The sequence below is a fragment of the Vagococcus sp. AM17-17 genome, assembly GCF_003471765.1.
Classification (GTDB): domain Bacteria; phylum Bacillota; class Bacilli; order Lactobacillales; family Vagococcaceae; genus Vagococcus; species Vagococcus teuberi.
The window spans coordinates 620,342-641,400 of record NZ_QRJY01000001.1 but is presented as its reverse complement, the minus strand read 5'-3'; the positions used below and the strand labels follow the sequence as shown (position 1 = coordinate 641,400).

Genomic DNA, 21,059 nt, shown 5'->3' with positions numbered 1-21,059 from the left:
TATCATCTAAAAAGGGTCAAAAAATTTTTTTTAGAAAAAAAAGAGAAAAAAAGAGACTTTTTGCTGTAAATTGACCCATAATAGACTATGGGAGGATAAACTAAAGCCATAACTTAATGATTCATTCACTTATGTCTACAGGAAAAGAGATAAGTAACTCAAGATAAACTAAGGAGGAAGTAACAATGATTAAAAATACTGATATTAGTAAAGCAATGACGATTAAATTGCCAGATGTGTTACCAGATATGCCGAAATTCGAAGAAGGCATTCGTCGTGCCCCAGACAGAGGATTCCGTTTAACTGAAGCACAAACTGAATTAGCATTAAAAAATGCGCTTCGTTATGTACCAGAACAATTTCATGATCAAGTGATTCCAGAATTCTTAGAAGAATTAAAAACAAGAGGTCGTATTTATGGCTATCGTTGGTATCCAGAAGAACGCATCTATGGTAAACCAATAGATGAGTATAAGGGAAAATGTACCGCAGCTAAAGCAATGCAAGTTATGATTGATAATAACTTAGACTTTGACATTGCACTATATCCTTATGAATTAGTGACTTATGGTGAAACAGGCCAAGTCTGTTCAAACTGGATGCAGTATCAATTAATTAAACGTTACTTAGAAGAGATGACTGATGAACAAACATTGGTTCTTGAATCTGGTCACCCATTAGGCTTATTTGCTTCTAAAAAAGATGCTCCAAGAGTCATCATCACAAATGGTTTACTTGTTGGGGAATATGACAATATTCACGACTGGGAAATTGCAGAACAAATGGGTGTCACAAACTACGGACAAATGACTGCTGGAGGATGGATGTACATTGGTCCTCAAGGGATTGTACACGGAACATTTAATACATTATTAAATGCTGGTCGTTTGAAATTAGGAATTCCAGACGATGGAGATTTAACTGGAAAGCTATTCATAACATCAGGTTTAGGTGGTATGAGTGGGGCTCAAGGTAAAGCTGGTGAGATTGCTAAATCAGTGACAATTGTAGCTGAAGTTGACCGCTCTCGTATTGATACTCGTTTAGAACAAGGTTGGATTAGTCATGTGACTGAAACACCAGAAGAAACAATGAGATTAGCTAAAGAATACTTAGATAACAAAGATTCAACATCTATTGCGTATCATGGTAATGTTGTTGATTTGCTTGAATATGTTGACAAACATGATATTCATGTTGATTTATTATCAGATCAAACATCTTGTCATAACGTATATGAAGGTGGATATTGCCCAGTTGGTATCACATTTGAAGAAAGAACTCGTTTGCTTGCTGAAGATCAAGATACATTTAGAAAAATGATTGATGATACATTAGAGCGTCACTTTAACGTGATCAAATCACTAACAAGCAAAGGAACTTACTTCTTTGACTATGGTAACTCATTTATGAAAGCGATATATGATACTGGTATTAAAGAAATTTCTAAAAACGGTGTGAATGATAAAGATGGATTTATCTGGCCATCATATGTAGAAGACATTATGGGACCTATGTTATTTGATTATGGTTATGGTCCATTTAGATGGGTATGTTTATCACGTAAACATGAAGACTTAATGGCAACAGATAGAGCAGCTATGGAAGTAATCGATCCAACTCGTCGTTATCAAGACCGTGATAACTACAACTGGATTCGTGATGCTGAAGATAACAAATTAGTTGTTGGAACAGAAGCTCGTATATTATATCAAGATGCAATGGGCCGAGTGAATATTGCGCTTAAATTTAACGAAATGGTTCGCCGTGGGGAAATTGGCCCTGTGATGATTGGTCGTGACCATCATGACGTATCTGGAACAGACTCACCATTCCGTGAAACATCAAATATTAAAGATGGGAGTAATGTAACTGCTGATATGGCAACACAATGTTACGCAGGGAATGCTGCTCGTGGTATGAGTTTAATCGCTTTACATAACGGTGGTGGTGTTGGTATTGGTAAATCTATCAACGGTGGCTTTGGTCTAGTATTAGATGGAACTGAATTAACAGACGAGATCATCAAATCTGCGATTGCATGGGACACTATGGGTGGAGTTGCTCGTCGTAGTTGGGCAAGAAATGACCATGCGATTGAAACATCAATGGAATACAATGAAATGAGAAAAGGATCAGATCATATCACGATTCCATATTTAGCTGATGATGAAAAAGTAAAATCAGCAGTAAGTGAATTATTTAAATAACGATTAGAGTGGACTTCCTATCCAAATCTCTAAACCCTCTCGTTTTTACAGCGAGAGGGTTTTATTGTCTCAATTTGCCGAAAACGATTTCTTTTACTATAACAAAATAGTATAATTATGGTGACAGGGTATATGTGTATGTCATTAATATACAAAAAATCGTGATTTGTTAAAGTGGGGAGAGTTTTTACGGTATGGGAAATTATTTAAATTGTCGATTGTTTGGAACACCGGAAGTAAGTTTAGATGGTGAGATTGTTTTGTTTTCTTTTTCTAAAATCAATGCCATGCTTTATTATTTATTAATTAATAAAACCGTTAGTCGTGATGAATTATCAGGATTGTTATGGCCAGATAAGAGTGATAAGAATGCAAAAAAGAATCTTCGAAACGCCATTTATCAAGCAAATAAAAGTTTAGGCATGGAGCTAATTATTTCTCCAAATAAATCATTGTTAATGTTAAATGACACAATAAACTTCACAAGTGATGTGGCACAATTTACTCAGGATCCTGAAACATATTATTATCTTTATAAAGGTGAATTTTTGAAAGGGTTTTATTTAAAAGAATGTGAAGGATTTGATTTTTGGGTTGTTAGGATGAAAAGCTTTTTTGAGAAAAAGTTCGTTGAGACCGTTCATCGTCGAATAGAACAAGATATTACCAATGGTGTGAATAAACATGTAGAAGAAGCGATTGAACAATTAATGTTTATTGATGAATTTAATGAAATTAACTATCAGTATTTGATGACTTTTTATCAACAACAAAGCCGAGATAATAAAGTAGTAGATGTTTATCATAAGTTATCTAATTTGTTCAAATCAGAGCTTGGAGTTACACCAAATAAACAAACAAAAGCCATTTATGAAACGTCACTTGAGAGGATTTTGTCAGAAAATACGACTAACAATCAACGTTTTTCATCACTATTTTATGGTCGTTCAGAAGAGTTACAACAATTATCAGTGAATTTTGCGGCTTTTAAAAGTCGTCAGTCTTATCAATCTGTGGTGGTTCGCGGTGAAGCGGGTATTGGAAAAAGTGCGTTGATAAATCGGGCAATAGATAGCGTATCAGATGAGTTTAAAGTCATCGAAACACAGTGCTATCAAGCAGAAGAAAATCATTTGTTACGTCCATGGAAAAAAATTATTGATCAATTGACGGTTATAATAGAAAATCAAGAATTAATCGATCCACTTGTTTGGCAAAAAGTGATTCGAAAAGTCTTTCCTAGTTTTACTCAGCCATTTCTTGAAGTGATTTCGCATGGAGAGACAGAACCTTACAAGGAAAAGATGTTGTCAGATTTGATGATAGAAGCTATTAATAAGTTATCTCAACAACAACAACTTATTTTCTTATTTGATGATATTCAGTGGATGGATGAATCCAGTTTAGATTTGTTGACGACTGTTATACTACATTGCCATACAAATGCGATGTTTATGATGTCCGCTAGAAGTGTTGAGCGTTATCCATTGGACAAATTTATCAATACATTAAAACAGAGTGGTAAGTTAGCAGTTATCAATCTAGAACCTTTCTCATATGAGGAAACAGATGGATTTATTCGCAAAAAATTGCCGCATTTTGATGTGACCACTACAATAGTCGATAATGTGTATCAACATACGGAAGGAAACTTATTTTTCCTAATTGAGTACGTGTCCCTATTAAATAGCAATATGAATTTAAATACCATGACAGTGAAGATGAAAGATGCTTTACGAAATCGCTTTTTATATCTAACAGAAGAAGAACAAGAACTAGTGTCTATTATTTCTTATTTTTATGATTATGCCTTAATTGATAGTCTGGTGTTTTTAACCAATAAATCAAGTTATGATATCGTGGCGATGATTGAAAGCCTCGTATCAAAAAACATCTTAGTTGAAAAAGTGGTTAGAGATAAAATTGCGACAAGTTTTACTCATGTGAAGTTACGGGAGTTTGTTTATATGAATCAATCTCTTGCTAAAAAACGTGTACTTCATCACCGCATTGCTGAATTTTTAGAATCGCAACTTAAACCTGGAGGCAATGATATTCTTCAGTATGACACGATAGCTTATCACTACAAACATGGAAAAGATGAATTAAGTGGTTTGAAATATCGTCTAAAATATTTTGAAGGGTACCTTGGTTTTTATCATGAGTTATTCCCAGTTGAAGGACAATACGGTGTGGATCCATTTAGTTTCAACAAAGAATGGGCAACAGAGCAATTTGCAAAAATTAATCAACGATTAACACAATTAAGTCCAGATGATAAACAAACAAATGTATATAACTTACTCAAACTTCAATATTTGTACCTGGAAGGTCGTTTTTTGATAAAATATGGAGAGTATGAGCGAGGTGTGGCAAACATTCAAAGCGTGTTGATTAGAGCAAAAGAATTAAACGAGAGCTCTTATTTATTAAATGGGTATAAGCAAATGATTTATTATTATATTCAGATAAATGAACCTAAAGAGATGATTTATTACATAGAACTGGCTTTGGATTTGTCGATTCGAGAAAACAATCATCAATCAATCGGTATTTTATTACGTCTTAAGGGACTTTATCATATGATGAGCGGTAATAATACGGTGGCTGAGAAGTTACTAAAAGAGTCCATTAATACGTTTATGTTGACTGATGAAATCAGTAAAAAGTATTCAGTGAGCATTGCAGCAGCCTATAACTACTTAGGTGAAATACGGATGAATAATGGAGAGTACCAAGATGCTGTGGGTATGTTTGAAAAAGCCATTGATTTGTGTCAAAGTAATCAAGCACTTTCAAGTTTAACAATATTCTATATTAATGTTGGCGTGGCATTGTTTGCTTTAGGAAATTATGAAGAAGCAGAAATTTATTTCTTAAAAGCAGAAGAAATTTTTTCTAGTTTAAATTTTTACTGGAAACGAGCTAAATTAGATGCATATCTTTCTATTTTGTATGCACAAAAGAATCATATGCAGAAATCTCAATTTTATTTAACTCAAGGTGAAAAACATGCAAAACGGATGGGGAATTGTCGTGATACAGGCATGATAGAATACGCAAAATATATCAATTACCATGTGTACCATCATGACGATATAGATGATTTTTTACCAGTTGAAACGATTTGTGAGTATTTAAATGACTACCAAGATGCTTATGAAATTAGTAAATTAAAAGAAATTAGATAATAAATTCAAGTCTCAATAAGAGGCTTGAATTTTTTTATCTTTAATCATCGAAGATATTTAGTGAAACCAGTGATTTGATGTTAAAATAAAACTATAAAGAAAAAGAAGGGTGGATATGGGATGTATCCTTTAGCGATTGACGTTGGGACAACCAATATTAAGTTACAAATTTTTGAAAAAGACACGATTATAGAAGAATTAGTCTTACCGATAGAAACATTTACAGATAGAGGAAGTAGAGTTTTCCAAAGTCCAGCTCACATTTATCGTCAAATTGTACGAGGTATTCGTACCATGACACAAGAGGGTTACAACATTGATTCAATCGTTTTGACAACAGCTATGCATAGTATTATGCCAATAGTTGAGGGACGAGACGAAGAGATGTATATTTGGCTAGATGCACAAAGCAAGCCATTTGTTGAAACAATAAAATCAGAAAAAAACTATCTAAATTATTATAAAAAAACGGGGACACCCATTCACGAGATGTCACCTTTTGCAAAAATTGGGTATTTCCAAAAAGAAAAATGGTTTAACGATGTTATTCGGTGGGTTGGAATGAAAGATTACTTAATGGAACGATTGACAGGAGAATTTGTCGTAGATTATTCCATTGCCTCAGCAACAGGCTTATTTAATATCTATGATAAGAAATGGGATGAAGCCATTTTGAAAAAAGTTGGAACAGATGAATCAATGTTAGCTAAGTTAGTTGATACGGATTATTCTGCCCCACTCCTTGAAGATGTTGCGGATGAATTATTCTTAACACCAAATATCCCAGTTTATATTGGTGCAAGTGACGGTTGTTTAGCGAGTTATGCTAGTTATGTCGCAAATGGTACGCTTAATACCATCACGATTGGAACGAGTGGCGCGGTGCGTAAATTATCTAAAACAATTGAGTTAGATGATAAAGGACAGACGTTTTGCTATTACTTAAACGATACTTATTGGGTCATTGGTGGTGCGACAAATAATGGCGGACAAATTATGACATGGGCTGAAAATGTCTTTTTTGAAGGTCAGTCTATTTATCAAGAGCTAAATCATTCTCTTAGTCAATCACCAATCGGAAGTGATGAGCTACTATTTTTCCCTTATTTAACAGGAGAACGTGCCCCAATTTGGCAATCAACTCCTCAAGGAAAATACATTGGACTAAGTTTACAACACACTAAACATCATATGGTTAGAAGTATAGTCGAAGGTATTTTTTATAATTTACGCTATATCAGTGAATTAATTGAATTAGAGCCACGAGAGATTACTGTGAATGGCGGCTTTTTTGCGAATGAGTTATTAGCCATGATGGCAGCTGATATTTTTGGTCAAAATGTTGTTCAATCAGTTTACAATGAACCAAATTTTGGAGCAGTGAGTCTAATTCATCCAGTTAAGTCGTTTTTATTATCAGACCACCGTCGAACATTTTATACGGAAGATAATCATCATTTATACAATCATAGCTATGAATCATTTAAAAAAGAGTTAGAAGCGAACGTTATAAACAAATAACTTTTAAAACTTACGTATATTTTTGACAGATTTTTTATCACTTGTTACAATGAAAAAAAAGACAGAATGGAGAGTAGTCATGAGTGATATTGCTGTTATTATGGGTAGTAAATCTGATTGGGATACGATGAAAGAAGCATGTGATGTCTTAGATGAACTAAATGTAACGTATGATAAAAAAATTGTGTCAGCTCACCGGACACCAGAGTTAATGTTCGCTTTTGCTCAGGAAGCAGAAGGTAAAGACTATAAAGTCATTATCGCAGGAGCAGGTGGTGCGGCTCATTTACCAGGAATGGTGGCAGCTTTAACGACGTTACCAGTCATTGGTGTACCAGTTGAATCAAAAAGTTTAAAAGGAATGGATTCACTTTTATCAATTGTTCAAATGCCAGGGGGAATTCCTGTCGCAACGACAGCGATTGGTAAACCTGGCGCTAAAAATGCCGGTTTATTAGCAGCTCAAATTATTGGCATCACAGATAAAAATATTAGAGAAAATCTGCATCAATATAGACAGCAGTTAAAGAAAACTGTACTAGAAAGTGGTGACTCTTTTGATTAATCCTATCTTGCCTTCGCAAACAGTTGGTATTATTGGTGGTGGACAACTCGGTCAAATGATGGCTCAAAGTGCAAAAGAAAAAGGATTTGTTGTCGGTATACTTGACCCTAATGACAATTGTCCAGCTGCTCAAGTGTGTGATTTCCATATTCAAGCGCCATATGATGATGTCTTAGCTATTGAGAAATTAGCTAATCAATCAGATGTTTTGACTTATGAATTTGAAAATGTCGATGCTAAAGTATTAGAACCATATGACAAAATAGGCAAACTCCCTCAAGGATTGAAACTATTAAAAATATCGCAAAATAGACAATTTGAAAAAGAATTTTTAGTTCAACATAATATCCCAGTCTCTCCATTTGAAGTCATTCATTCAGTTGATGAATTAAAAAAAGCACATAAAGTGATTGGGTTTCCAAGTGTACTAAAAACGATTGTTGGTGGGTACGATGGAAAAGGTCAAATTGTATTACGCAGTGAAGAGGATATAAAAGACTGTCAAGAATTACTAAAAAATGCGACATGTATTTTGGAAAAATGGGTGTCGTTTGAAAAAGAAATCTCTGTTATTATTTCAAACAATAAGCGTCAAGAGATTAGTGTGTTTCCTGTAGCAGAAAATAAGCATGTGAACAATATTTTGTTTACTAGTATCGCCCCAGCTAGAATCAGTGAAGCATGTGCAAAAGAGGCTGTATCACTAGCTAAACGAATTAGTAAAGAACTTGAAGCATGTGGCACAATTGCGATTGAAATGTTTGTAACTGAAACAGAAGAATTGGTAGTCAATGAAATTGCACCAAGACCACATAATTCTGGTCATTACACGATTGAATCGTGTTCAGCAAGTCAGTTCGATACACATATATTAGGAATCTGCCAATGGGCAATGCCTAATATCAAAATTTTTAGTGATGCAGTGATGGTGAACTTAATTGGAGACGAACAAAGCAAAGCGAAACAGGTTGTCTCTAAAAAAAATAATTGGAATTTTCATTTTTATGGAAAAAAAGATGAAAAACCAGGTAGAAAAATGGGTCACATTACGATATTATCAAATAGTATTTCAGAAACATTAACAGAAATTCAAAATCAAGATATTTGGCAATAAGAAAGGAAAAGACAATGATAGAACGTTATACTCGTAAAGAAATGGGAAATATCTGGTCAGATGACAATCGTTATGCTGCATGGTTAGAAGTTGAAATTTTAGCTGCGGAAGCATGGGCAAGCTTAGGAGAAATTCCTAAAGAAGATACTGTATTGATTAGAGAGAATGCGACGTTTGATATTGATCGTATTTTAGAAATCGAACAAGAAACACGTCATGATGTTGTGGCGTTTACGCGTGCAGTTTCTGAGAGTTTAGGACAAGAGAGAAAATGGGTTCACTACGGCCTAACAAGTACAGACGTTGTTGACACAGCTTATGGCTATTTAATGAAACAAGCTAATGATATTTTACGTAAAGATTTGTCTGAGTTTCTTGAAGTAATAAAAGAAAAAGCATTAGAGCATAAATACACAGTTATGATGGGTAGAACGCATGGTGTACACGCGGAACCAACGACATTTGGACTTAAATTAGCGTTATGGTATTCAGAAATGAAACGAAACATCGAGCGCTTTGAACATGCTGCTCGTGGTGTTGAAGCTGGTAAAATTAGTGGTGCTGTTGGAACATTTGCTAATACACCACCTGAAGTTGAAGCGTTTGTCTGTGATAAGTTAGGAATTCGCGCACAAGAGATTTCAACGCAAGTTTTGCCTCGTGACCTACATGCTGAATATATTGCAACAATTGCATTAATCGCCACAAGTATTGAAAAATTTGCGACAGAAATCAGAGGATTGCAAAAATCTGAAACACGTGAAGTCGAAGAATTTTTTGCAAAAGGGCAAAAAGGGTCTTCAGCTATGCCACATAAACGTAATCCAATCGGCTCTGAAAACATGACAGGGTTGGCTCGTGTGTTACGTGGACACGTGGTGACAGCTTATGAAAATGTGTCTTTATGGCATGAAAGAGATATCTCTCATTCATCTGCAGAACGTATTATTATTCCAGATTCAACGATTTTATTAGATTATATGTTACAACGATTTACTAACATTGTTAAAAACTTAACAGTATTCCCTGAGAATATGAAACGTAACATGGGTGCTACGTTTGGTTTGATTTATAGTCAACGTGTGCTATTAAAATTGATTGATAAAGGTATGTCTCGTGAGGAGGCGTATGATTTAGTACAACCAAAAACCGCTATTTCTTGGGATGAACAAACTGATTTTAGACCATTACTAGAAGCTGATGAAAAAATTATGTCTGTCTTATCTAAAGAAGAATTAGACGATGCATTTGACTATAACTATCATTTAAAACATGTTGATGATTTATTTGATAGAGTAGGATTAATAAAATAATGACTGAGGTTCGCGAAATCTATTTTCGTGGCCTTTTTATTTTGTCTAAAATCACACTAATTATATTAAAAGCGAACATTTTAGAGAATGTTTTATTTTATCGTTAATAATTAATTGACGTTCAAAAAAACTCTTGTTACTATATGTTTATTAAATGAATAATGTTAAGAAAATATATGTAAATGTTCTCTAATGATGAAAGGAAGAAAAGAAATGTCAGAAGTTTTATATTTAGGTAAGGCTAAAAGCGTACATTCGACAGAAAAAGAAAATGAATTAAGGTTGGTTTATCTAGATCAAGCAACGGCATTAAATGGTAAAAAGAAAGATGAAATTGTTGGTAAAGGTCAATTGAATAATTCAATTAGTTCTGAAGTGTTTCGATATCTATCTTCAAAAGGAGTTAAGCATCATTGGATTAAGCAACTTAGTGAGAATGAGCAGTTAGTTAAAGCTGTGACAATAATTCCGCTTGAAGTCGTCGTTCGAAACATTGCATCAGGAAGTTTTTCAAAGCGTTTTGGTATAAAAGAAGGAACGATTCTACCAAAACCAATTCTTGAGTTTTATTATAAAGACGATGACTTAGATGATCCATTTATGAATGAAGATCATATTGATTATTTAGATATTGCAACAAAAGAAGAAGTGGCTTTTATTAAAGAACAAGCTTTTACAATTAATGATTGTCTAAAAGAATTGTTTTCATCTATTGGATTGACATTAGTTGATTTTAAATTAGAGTTTGGACGAGATAGTGACGGACGCATTATTCTAGCAGATGAGGTAACACCAGATACGTGTCGTTTATGGGATGATAAGACGAACAAATCATTAGATAAAGACGTTTACCGAAAAGACATTGGAGATTTGGTGAGTGTATATAAAGAAGTTGAAAAACGATTAAACGAAAGAAAAGGAGAATAATCATGTTTAAAGTAAGAGTGTATGTAAACTACAAAGCATCCATTTTAGATCCACAAGCTGCAGTTATTGAAGGAGCTATCAAACGTTTAGGTGAAGATGGTGTATCAGATATTCGCGTGGGAAAAGTATTTGATTTTGTGATTAAAGCAGATAGCAAACAAGATGCTGAAGCAAAAGTTGATAAGATTAGTGATAATTTATTAGCTAATCCAAACATGGAGACCTATGACTTTACTGTTACGGAGGTTAACTAATCATGGCAAAATTTGGTGTAGTAGTATTCCCTGGTTCAAATGGTGATCAAGATTTATTGTTAGCTATTCAAGATGTGATTGGTGAAGAAGCCGAATATGTGTCACACAGAACAACTGACTTGTCAGAGTATGACGTTATTTTATTGCCAGGTGGTTTTTCTTATGGTGATTACTTAAGATGTGGGGCTATTGCTAAATCAAGTCCAGTGATGGGAGCAGTAAAACAGTTTGCCAGTGAAGGAAAACCAGTCTTTGGCACATGCAATGGATTCCAAATCTTAACAGAGACAGGTCTTTTACCAGGTGTTTTATTAAATAACACATCGCTGAAATTCATTTGTGGAATGCAACCATTAAAAGTGAAGAATAATCAAACAATGTTTACAAATGAATATGAACAAGATGAAATCATTACCTTACCGATTGCTCACGGTGAAGGAAATTATTACTGTGACAATGCAACTTTAAAAGAATTAAAAGAAAATAATCAAATTATTTTTACTTATGAAAAAACAAATCCAAATGGCAGTGTGGAAGACATTGCAGGTATTACAAATAAGGAAGGAAATATTATTGGTTTAATGCCCCATCCAGAACGCGCGATGGAAGATTTATTAGGTAGTTCTGATGGCAAAAAACTATTTCAATCAATCGTAAATCATTTAAGAAAGGTGACGGCATAACATGGTAAAAGCACAAACAATGACTCCAGAAGAAGTGAAAGAATCTAAGATTTATCAAGAATGGGGTTTGAAAGACTCTGAGTATGAGTACATAGCTGATTCGATTTTAGGTCGTTTACCCAACTACACAGAAACAGGTTTGTTTGCTGTCATGTGGAGTGAGCATTGTTCTTATAAAAATAGTAAACCTGTGCTAAAACATTTTCCAACATCGAACCAACATGTTTTACAAGGGCCTGGTGAAGGTGCTGGGATTGTGGATATTGGAGATGGGTTAGCTGTTGTGTTTAAAGCAGAAAGTCACAATCATCCATCAGCGGTTGAACCTTATGAAGGGGCAGCTACAGGAGTTGGTGGAATTATTCGTGATATTTTTAGTATGGGTGCTAGACCGATTGCCATGTTGAATTCTTTACGTTTTGGTGAAATTAAAACTAATCGTACTAAATATTTAATTGAAAAAGTAGTCGCGGGGATTGGTGGCTATGGTAATAGTATTGGGATACCAACTGTTGGTGGCGAGATTGCGTTTGACACGTGTTATGAAGGCAACCCACTAGTGAATGCGATGTGTGTTGGTTTAATTAGACATGAAGACATCCAAAAAGGACAAGCAAAAGGAATTGGTAATCCAATCATGTACGTTGGAGCAAAAACAGGACGAGATGGGATTCATGGTGCAACGTTTGCGTCAGTTGAGTTTGTAGAAGGTGAAGAACAACAACGTTCTGCGGTACAAGTAGGCGATCCATTCATGGAAAAAGGCTTAATGGAAGCGTGTCTTGATTTGATTTTAAATAATTCCGATTGTTTAGTCGGAATTCAAGATATGGGTGCGGCTGGTTTGGTTTCTTCAAGTTCAGAGATGGCGTCAAAAGCTGGATCAGGATTAGAACTTTACTTAGATGACGTGCCACAACGTGAAACAGACATGACACCTTATGAAATGATGTTATCTGAGTCACAAGAAAGAATGTTACTTTGTATCAAAAAAGGAAAAGAACAACAAGTCATCGAATTATTTGAATCTTACGGTTTAGATGCTGTAACAATTGGTCATGTAACAATGGACAAGCGTTATAAATTATTTTTCCAAGGAGAAAAAGTCGCGGATATTCCTGTTGACTCGTTAGCGGAAGATGCTCCGGTGTATCATAACGAACAAGAAAAACCAAAACGCATCATTGAGTTTGAAAAACAAGAAGCATATAAACCTAAAATAAAAGACTTTAAACAAACAACATTATTTCTTTTAGCTCAACCAACTATTGCGTCAAAACAATCATTATACGGAACATATGACTCACAAGTTCGTACTAATACTGTTGTAGGTCCTGGTAGTGATGCTGCTGTCCTACGTGTAAGAGGAACACAAAAAGCTCTTGCGATGACAACTGATTGTAATGCGAGATACTTGTATTTAGATCCAAAAGAAGGCGGAAAAATGGCGGTGAGTGAAGCAGCTAGAAATATTGTGGCAAGTGGTGCAAGACCATTAGCTATTACAGACTGTTTAAACTTTGGTTCACCAGAAAAACCTGAAGGATTCTATGAGTTAGATCAAGCAGCAAGAGGAATTGCTCGAGCGTGTGAAGCATTTGATACGCCCGTTATTTCAGGTAATGTTTCGTTATACAATGAAACGAATAATCAGTCTATCTACCCAACACCTATGATAGGAATGGTTGGCGTAGTTGAGGATTTATCCCATGTTACAACTCAAGATTTTAAAGAAGCATCAGATTTGATTTATGTGTTAGGTGAAACGAATGCTGATTTTTCAGGTAGCGAAATTCAAAAATTATTAACTGGTAAGATTTCAGGGACTATATCAGCTGTTGATTTAGAAGAAGAAGTGGTCATTCAAGCTAAATTATTACAAGCTATTCAATCAGGTTATGTAAAAAGTGCTCATGACTGTGCTGAAGGTGGGCTATTAATTAGTGTGATTGAATCAACATTTGGAAATGGATTAGGTGTTGATATTAAGACGAACCTAGCAACAGAATTAGTGTTTGCCGAGACATCAGGACGATTCGTTGTCAGCGTGTCACCTGAAGATAAAGATGCATTTGAATCTGTATTAAAGAAAGATGCTACTTTATTAGGAAAAGTGACAAATGATGGTGTGATAAAAGTTAGTACAGCCGACGATTCATTAGAATTACCAGTTGCAAAAGCCAAAAAAGTATGGGAGGAAGCAATACCATGTCTCATGAAATAAAAGGGATAAATGAAGAATGTGGTGTGTTTGGTGTATGGAACCATAAAGATGCCAGTCAAATGACTTATTATGGCTTACATAGTTTACAACATAGAGGACAAGAAGGTGCAGGGATTGTGTCATTAGAGAACAATCGCCTGCATGGTCATCGAGGATTAGGGTTATTGCATGAGGTATTTGCTAACCCTGATTTATTAACACAATTAAAAGGCCACTCTGCGATTGGTCATGTGCGTTATGGAACAAGTGGCGAGGGAGATATTATTAACATTCAGCCCTTTTTATTTCGCTTTTACAATGCTGAAATTGCATTAGCTCATAATGGAAATTTGATTAATGCTAAAACGTTACGTAAAGAATTAGAAGAAGATGGGGCGATTTTTCATTCTAATTCTGATACAGAAATCTTGATGCACTTAATTCGTCGTAGTAATAAAGACACATTCATCGACAAATTATCTGAAGCATTAAATATTGTCAAAGGTGGTTTTGCTTATTTACTGCTAACTGATGACGCCATGTATGCAACGCTTGATCCAAATGCTTTTCGTCCTTTATCTATTGGTCGTATGAGTAATGGTGCTTACGTCGTAACAAGTGAAACGTGTGCTTTAGATACAATTGGTGCAACGTTTGTCAGAGATGTCGAACCTGGTGAAATTATAGAGATTAGCGATAACGGATTAAAAAGCTATCGTTACACTGATGAGACGATGTATTCAATTTGTTCAATGGAGTACATTTACTTTGCACGACCTGATTCAAACATCAAAGGAATTAATGTTCACTCTGCTCGTAAACGCATGGGAAAAACATTAGCTAAAGAACATCCTGTTGAAGCAGATATGGTCATTGGTGTGCCTAATAGTTCTCTTTCAGCGGCTAGTGGGTATGCTGAAGCAAGTTCTATTCCTTATGAAATGGGATTAGTAAAAAACCAATATGTCGCTAGAACGTTTATTCAACCAACACAAGAACTGCGAGAAGAAGGTGTTCGATTAAAACTATCTGCTGTTCGTGGTGTTGTGGAAGGAAAACGCGTGATTTTAGTGGATGATTCAATCGTTCGTGGGACAACATCAAAACGTATTGTTCGTTTGTTAAAAGAGGCTGGTGCAACAGAAGTTCATGTTAGAATTTCATCACCTCCATTAGCATATCCATGTTTTTATGGGATTGATATTCAAACAAAAGAAGAATTAATTGCTGCAAATTATTCAACAGATAAAATTAGAGAAATTATTGAAGCTGATTCGTTAGAATTTTTAACAGAAGAAGGTTTGATTAACTCGATTGGATTAAAGTTAGATGCCCCTTATAACGGGTTATGTATGGCGTATTTCAATGGTGATTACCCTACACCTTTATATGATTATGAATACAGAGAAAACAAGGAGGACTAGTATGTCAACAGCATATGAAAAATCAGGAGTCAATGTTGAAGCAGGATACGAAGTCGTAGAAAGAATTAAAGCTCACACAAAAAAAACAGAGCGTTTAGGGATGATGAGTGCATTAGGTGGATTTGGTGGCTGCTTTGATTTAAGTCAGTATCATGTGAAAGAGCCTGTCCTTGTTTCTGGAACAGATGGTGTGGGAACAAAATTAATGATTGCCATTGAAGCAGACAAACATGACACAATAGGGATTGATTGTGTTGCCATGTGTGCAAACGACATTTTAGCTCAAGGAGCGGAACCTTTGTTCTTTTTAGATTATATTGCTACAGGAAAAACCTATCCTGAAAAAATCGAAAAAATTATTGAAGGTGTAGCCAATGGCTGTGTGGAATCCAAAATGGCTTTAATTGGTGGCGAAACAGCTGAGATGCCTGATATGTATGGTGAAAACGATTATGATTTAGCTGGATTTGCGGTTGGATTGGCAGAAAAATCAGAATTAATCGATTCATCAACTATTTCTGAAGGTGATGTATTAATTGGCGTTGCATCAAGTGGGATTCATTCAAATGGTTTTTCACTAGTCAGACAAATCTTATTTAAAGATCATGATTTTTCTTTAGATACAGTTTTAGATGAGTTAAATGGAAAAACTTTAGGTGATGTGTTATTAACGCCAACAAAACTTTACATAAAAAGTGTTTTACCATTAATTAAAATGCAAAAAATTAAAGGCATCGCTCATATTACTGGTGGAGGTTTCTATGAAAATATTCCTAGAATGTTACCAGAGAATATATCAGCCACTATAACAAAAGGCACGTGGCCAGTACTACCTATTTTTGATTGTTTACAAAAACTTGGAAATATCAGCGAAAAAGATATGTTTAGTACATTTAATATGGGAATTGGTATGGTACTAGCAGTTGATAAAAGAGATGCTCAGACAGTTTTAGACTATATCAATGATCATGATGAACTTGCTTATACAATTGGACAAGTTGAACTAGGTGCGACAGGATCTGTTCACATTAAAGGAGAGAGTCGATGAGATTTGCCATTTTTGCTTCAGGAAACGGATCAAATTTTGAAGCAATAGTTAAAGCGAGTCAACAAGGAAATATTGCTGGAACATTGGTCTGTTTATTTTGTGATAAAAAAGATGCCTACGTGATTGAACGAGCAAAAAAGTATGATGTGCCTTATTTTGTGATGGAAAAAAAGGTACATCAGACAAAAGAAGAGTACGAACAAAACATTTTGACGATGCTAGAAAATGAAGAAATAGATCTCATTGTGTTAGCAGGCTATATGAAAATTATCGGCCCAACACTTTTGAATCAATATAAAAAGAAAATCATTAACTTGCATCCATCCTTATTACCAAAATATCCGGGAAATAAAAGCATAAAAGAAGCCTATGAAAGCACTGATGAAAAGACTGGTGTGACGATTCATTTAGTGGATGAAGGTGTGGATACTGGCCCAATTATCTATCAAGAAAGTTTAGCAATTAACCGTGAGCTTTCTTTAGAAGAATTTGAGGAAGAGATGCATCAATTAGAGCATCATGTATTACCAATTATTTTAAATCAATTTATCTTGGAGGAATTTAAGAATGTCTAAAAAGCGTGCACTCATTAGCGTTTATGATAAAACTGGTGTAGCAGATTTTGCAAAAGAGTTAGTTAAGTTAGGGTATGACATTATTTCAACTGGCGGAACAAAACGAATACTTGAATCTGAGGGAATTAAGTGTTTGAGTGTGGAAGAAGTAACGAAGTTTCCAGAGATGCTTGATGGACGAGTAAAAACACTGCATCCATTTATTCATGGTGGATTATTAGCTAGACGAGATAATTCAGAACACATGAACACATTAAAAGAACACCATATAGAGATGATTGATTTAGTGTGTGTCAATTTGTACCCATTTAAAGAAACCATTGCTCAACCTAATGTGACACAAAATGAAGCGATTGAACAAATTGATATTGGTGGCCCGAGTATGTTACGAAGTGCCGCGAAAAACTTTGCTAGTGTGACGGTTGTTGTTGATAGTAGTGATTATGAGATTGTTTTAAATGAATTGAGTGAAGCAGGGGACACAACACTTAAAACAAGACAATCATTAGCAGCAAAAGTATTTGCAACCACATCAGACTATGATGCAAGCATCGCTAATTACTTGTCAGAAGAAAATGATGAAAAAGGGTTACCAAACCAATTGTCACTAAACTATACAAAAGTTGATACTTTAAGATATGGTGAAAACAATCATCAAAAAGCGTATTTCTATCAATCAGATGATAATCAATCAGAAATCGGAATAGGAACAGCAAAACAATTACATGGGAAAGAATTATCTTATAACAACTATAAAGATGCTAATGCAGCGATACATTTAGTCAAAGAATTTGATGAACCAACAGTGGTTGCTGTGAAACATATGAATCCATGTGGTGTTGGTTTTGGAAAAACGATACATGAAGCTTACAGCCTAGCTTATGAAAGTGATCCGATTTCGATTTTTGGTGGCGTACTAGCTTTTAATCGTGAAATTGATGCTGATTTGGCTGAAAGTTTAAATCAATTGTTTTTAGAAATTATTATTGCCCCAAGTTTTACAGCTGACGCTTTAGAGATATTAGAAAAAAAGAAAAATCGTCGTTTGCTTCAATTAGACACAACGAAACCAAACCAATCTGAGTGGGAATTAGTCAGTATCTCAGGTGGTTTACTAGTGCAAGAGTCTGATACTAAAATTGACGATGAGACAGAATGGACAGTTGTTACGGAGACATTACCAACAGCTGAAGACATTGATGCATTGAAAAAAATGTGGCTAGTGGTTAAATCTGTAAAAAGTAATGCGATTGTTGTCGGTAACGCTCGCCATACATTAGGTATTGGTGCTGGACAAATGAATCGTGTCGGGTCAGTAAAATTAGCAGTTGATCAAGCAGGTGATTTAGCCAAAGGTGCTGTATTAGCTAGTGATGCCTTTTTCCCAATGCCTGATAGTGTGGAATATGCAGCGAAACATGGGATAAAAGCAATCATACACCCAGGTGGTAGTGTGAAAGACCAAGAATCAATTGATATAGCAAATGACTATGGTATTGCAATGATTGTCACTGGAACAAGACATTTCAAACATTAAGAGGAGAAGACTTGATGAAAAGAAAACTATTGGTAATTGGTAGTGGTGGACGCGAGCATGCGATTGGTAAAAAATTATTACAAAGTCCGTTAGTTGAAGCGGTCTATTGTTTACCGGGCAACGCAGGAATGGTCATAGATGGGATTCAGTTAGTAGATGGAAACGAAAGTGATCAAGAATTTATTGCATCATTTTGTCAGGAGAAAGAGATTAGTTGGGTATTTGTCGGACCTGAAGTGCCTTTAATAGATGGATTAGTTGATTTTCTAGAGACAAAAGGGATTAAAGCGTTTGGACCTAAAAAAAAGGCGGCAATTATTGAAGGGTCAAAAGATTTTGCAAAACAACTAATGGCCAAATATGATATTCCAACGGCAAATTATGAAACATTTACTGATAGAGATGATGCAATTGCCTATTTATCAACACAGGAATTACCGATTGTCATCAAAGCAGATGGATTAGCTGCAGGTAAAGGTGTTGTGATTGCAGAAACTATGGAAAAAGCAACACAAGCTGTTGATGATAATTTATTAAATAATGTTTTTGATAGTGAAGAACCTAAAATTGTGATTGAAGAGTTTTTAGTTGGTAAGGAATATTCTTTATTGTCATTTGTGGGAGAATCTTTTGTGTATCCAATGGTTGCAGCGAAAGACCACAAAGCAATTTTTGATGGAGACAAAGGACCAAATACTGGTGGGATGGGTGTATACAGTCCAGTACCATATGTGACAGATTCAGTGTATCAAGAGTCACTATCAAAAATAGTTTACCCAACAGTAGACGCAATGAAAAAAGAAGGAAGAGCTTTCCAAGGGATTTTATATACTGGATTAATCATTACAAAAGATGGTCCGAAAGTCATTGAATATAATGCTCGATTTGGAGATCCTGAAACACAAGTATTACTTGAGAGATTAGAAACAGATTTAGTTGAAGTAATCGAATCTATTTTTGATGATAAATCAATAGAAGTTTCTTGGAAAGATACTGGATTTGACTTAGGTGTTGTTGTCTCTGCAAAAGGGTATCCAAATAGTTATGAAAAAGGAAGGCCTTTACACATTGATACAACGAATAAAGAAGTGAACCTTTTCTTTGCAGGAGTTGCAAGTAAAAATGATTCTCTTGTCTCAAATGGTGGCCGAGTATTTATGGCTGAAAGTAGTGGAGCAACACTCGAAGAAGCGAGAGGAAAAGTATATGGTTGGTTATCTGAGCAACAGTTAACTGATTTTTATTATCGAACAGATATTGGAAAATAAAACAAGCTGACTAGGACTATCTTAACCTGGTCAGCTTGTTTTATTATTTTAAATTATTGCCAAAAACACTGATTAATCCGCCACCCAAATTATTATTAGTATAGGGATAATTTGTGATAGTCAGATACAATTCACCGGTTTCTTTTGATAACTGTCCACTTATAGCTAATGGAGTAAGTGACGCTCTTAAATCAGAAACGACACGTGGTAAGTAGCTGTTATTCTCAAGAGTTGTTTTAGCTTTTGTTAGTATCGCTTTTTCATTTTTGGGAATTTCTTTAAGTATCAGCTTATCAATACAACATATAAACTCCTTGTTAGACATTTGTTTTTGCATGAAATATCCTCTTTTCGTTTTTATGATAATATTACGACATGTTTTACTCTGTGTAGTAATAAAAGTTATTATTCTAGCCGTTTGTCAATAATGGAACGTAGTACTTTTTCTCTTAATTCAAGGGAATCAACATTATACTTAATTTCATATCCTTTAATTAGTAAATCACAAATATATAATTGGGACATTTTACCGGCAATTGATCCTCCATCTAAAAATTCATCAACAGTTGTTTGAAGTACAACATCTGCTAATTGAGCGATTGGTGATAATAAATAATTTGTAATAGCAATAATTGTTGCCTGATTTTGTTTCGCGATTTTTAAAGAATCATAGGTGTCCTTAGTCTTACCAGAAAGAGATAATCCAATCACCAAATCTTCTTTGGTTAGTAATGAGGCAATTTGTGCTTGTAAATGGGGATCAATACTTGAATTAGCTTGAAGCCCGACTCTTAAAAACATAGATTCTAAATCATTGGCTGTATTCCCGCTTGATCCCATGCCAAAAATATGAATGTTTTTGGCCGAGCTTAGAAGATTAATGGCTGTATCCAAAGCATGATTATCTAATATCTTTTCTGTCATTTTTAACGTATGAGCCAAATTAGTAGCAAAATCACTGTAGAAAAAGGTCGAATTATTTTGTTTTTTTTTGTTGGTGAAGTCTTCTTTAGCAATTTCTATTTTTAAGTCAGTAAAGCCAGAAAATCCTAACTTTTGACAAAATCTAATTATTGTAGCGTCTCCAACACCTGTTTCTTGTTTGACTTCACTCATTGTAGAATGGATAATTTTTTCATTAGTGGTTGTAATATAATCAGCAATTTTTTTCTCTGATTTAGTTAATGTTTCGTAATGATCCTGCAATAGCTGTTTAAAGCTCATAA

At 34.8% G+C, this 21,059-nt stretch carries 17 protein-coding genes; 15 read left to right on the top strand and 2 right to left on the bottom strand.

The window, feature by feature from the left end:
- The first annotated feature begins 185 nt into the window (after positions 1-185).
- The 15 genes from DW196_RS03115 (at position 186) to purD (ending at position 19,833) form a co-directional block, all read left to right on the top strand.
- Positions 186-2,210, top strand: a complete 2,025-nt coding sequence (locus DW196_RS03115) for a urocanate hydratase (protein ID WP_118250016.1) — start codon at positions 186-188, stop codon at positions 2,208-2,210.
- Positions 2,211-2,404: 194 nt separating this feature from the next.
- Complete coding sequence (locus DW196_RS03110; RefSeq protein WP_118250014.1) at positions 2,405-5,401, top strand: AAA family ATPase; 2,997 nt, start codon at positions 2,405-2,407, stop codon at positions 5,399-5,401.
- Positions 5,402-5,521: 120 nt separating this feature from the next.
- A complete protein-coding gene (locus tag DW196_RS03105; RefSeq protein WP_118250012.1) occupies positions 5,522-6,922 on the top strand; it encodes a gluconokinase in 1,401 nt (466 codons plus the stop codon).
- Positions 6,923-7,001: 79 nt separating this feature from the next.
- A complete protein-coding gene (gene purE, locus DW196_RS03100; RefSeq protein WP_199566557.1) occupies positions 7,002-7,487 on the top strand; it encodes a 5-(carboxyamino)imidazole ribonucleotide mutase in 486 nt (161 codons plus the stop codon).
- Positions 7,480-8,601, top strand: coding sequence for a 5-(carboxyamino)imidazole ribonucleotide synthase (purK, locus tag DW196_RS03095; protein ID WP_187363567.1), 1,122 nt, complete (start codon positions 7,480-7,482; stop codon positions 8,599-8,601). The genes purE and purK overlap by 8 nt, the downstream gene beginning before the upstream one ends.
- 14 nt (positions 8,602-8,615) lie before the next feature.
- On the top strand, positions 8,616-9,914 hold the full coding sequence (purB, locus tag DW196_RS03090) for an adenylosuccinate lyase (RefSeq protein WP_071457281.1): 1,299 nt from the start codon (positions 8,616-8,618) through the stop codon (positions 9,912-9,914).
- Between the two features lie 213 nt (positions 9,915-10,127).
- Positions 10,128-10,841 carry a phosphoribosylaminoimidazolesuccinocarboxamide synthase gene (purC, locus tag DW196_RS03085; protein WP_118250010.1) on the top strand — a complete coding sequence of 238 codons (714 nt, stop codon included), beginning with the start codon at positions 10,128-10,130 and terminating at the stop codon, positions 10,839-10,841.
- Positions 10,842-10,843: 2 nt separating this feature from the next.
- Complete coding sequence (gene purS, locus DW196_RS03080; protein ID WP_071457279.1) at positions 10,844-11,095, top strand: phosphoribosylformylglycinamidine synthase subunit PurS; 252 nt, start codon at positions 10,844-10,846, stop codon at positions 11,093-11,095.
- Between the two features lie 2 nt (positions 11,096-11,097).
- Entirely contained in the window at positions 11,098-11,778 is a 681-nt protein-coding gene (gene purQ / locus DW196_RS03075) for a phosphoribosylformylglycinamidine synthase subunit PurQ (RefSeq protein WP_118250008.1), read from the top strand.
- A gap of 1 nt (position 11,779) precedes the next feature.
- A complete protein-coding gene (gene purL / locus DW196_RS03070) occupies positions 11,780-14,002 on the top strand; it encodes a phosphoribosylformylglycinamidine synthase subunit PurL (protein ID WP_118250006.1) in 2,223 nt (740 codons plus the stop codon).
- Entirely contained in the window at positions 13,987-15,405 is a 1,419-nt protein-coding gene (gene purF / locus DW196_RS03065; protein ID WP_071457276.1) for an amidophosphoribosyltransferase, read from the top strand. The genes purL and purF overlap by 16 nt, the downstream gene beginning before the upstream one ends.
- A 1-nt stretch (position 15,406) precedes the next feature.
- Positions 15,407-16,453: a phosphoribosylformylglycinamidine cyclo-ligase gene (gene purM / locus DW196_RS03060; protein WP_118250004.1), complete on the top strand. Its 1,047-nt coding sequence runs from the start codon at positions 15,407-15,409 to the stop codon at positions 16,451-16,453.
- On the top strand, positions 16,450-17,028 hold the full coding sequence (gene purN / locus DW196_RS03055; RefSeq protein ID WP_071457274.1) for a phosphoribosylglycinamide formyltransferase: 579 nt from the start codon (positions 16,450-16,452) through the stop codon (positions 17,026-17,028). The genes purM and purN overlap by 4 nt, the downstream gene beginning before the upstream one ends.
- Positions 17,021-18,565: a bifunctional phosphoribosylaminoimidazolecarboxamide formyltransferase/IMP cyclohydrolase gene (purH, locus tag DW196_RS03050; RefSeq protein ID WP_118250002.1), complete on the top strand. Its 1,545-nt coding sequence runs from the start codon at positions 17,021-17,023 to the stop codon at positions 18,563-18,565. Before purN ends, purH begins: the two co-directional genes overlap by 8 nt.
- Before the next feature lie 14 nt (positions 18,566-18,579).
- Positions 18,580-19,833 carry a phosphoribosylamine--glycine ligase gene (gene purD / locus DW196_RS03045; RefSeq protein ID WP_118250000.1) on the top strand — a complete coding sequence of 418 codons (1,254 nt, stop codon included), beginning with the start codon at positions 18,580-18,582 and terminating at the stop codon, positions 19,831-19,833.
- Between the two features lie 43 nt (positions 19,834-19,876).
- Here purD and DW196_RS03040 read toward each other — a convergent pair whose 3' ends face one another.
- Together DW196_RS03040 and DW196_RS03035 are read right to left on the bottom strand one after the other, a co-directional pair.
- On the bottom strand, positions 19,877-20,170 hold the full coding sequence (locus DW196_RS03040; RefSeq protein WP_118249998.1) for a bacteriocin immunity protein: 294 nt from the start codon (positions 20,168-20,170) through the stop codon (positions 19,877-19,879).
- 68 nt (positions 20,171-20,238) lie between these two features.
- Positions 20,239-21,057: a MurR/RpiR family transcriptional regulator gene (locus DW196_RS03035; RefSeq protein ID WP_118249996.1), complete on the bottom strand. Its 819-nt coding sequence runs from the start codon at positions 21,055-21,057 to the stop codon at positions 20,239-20,241.
- Positions 21,058-21,059: the final 2 nt, after the last annotated feature.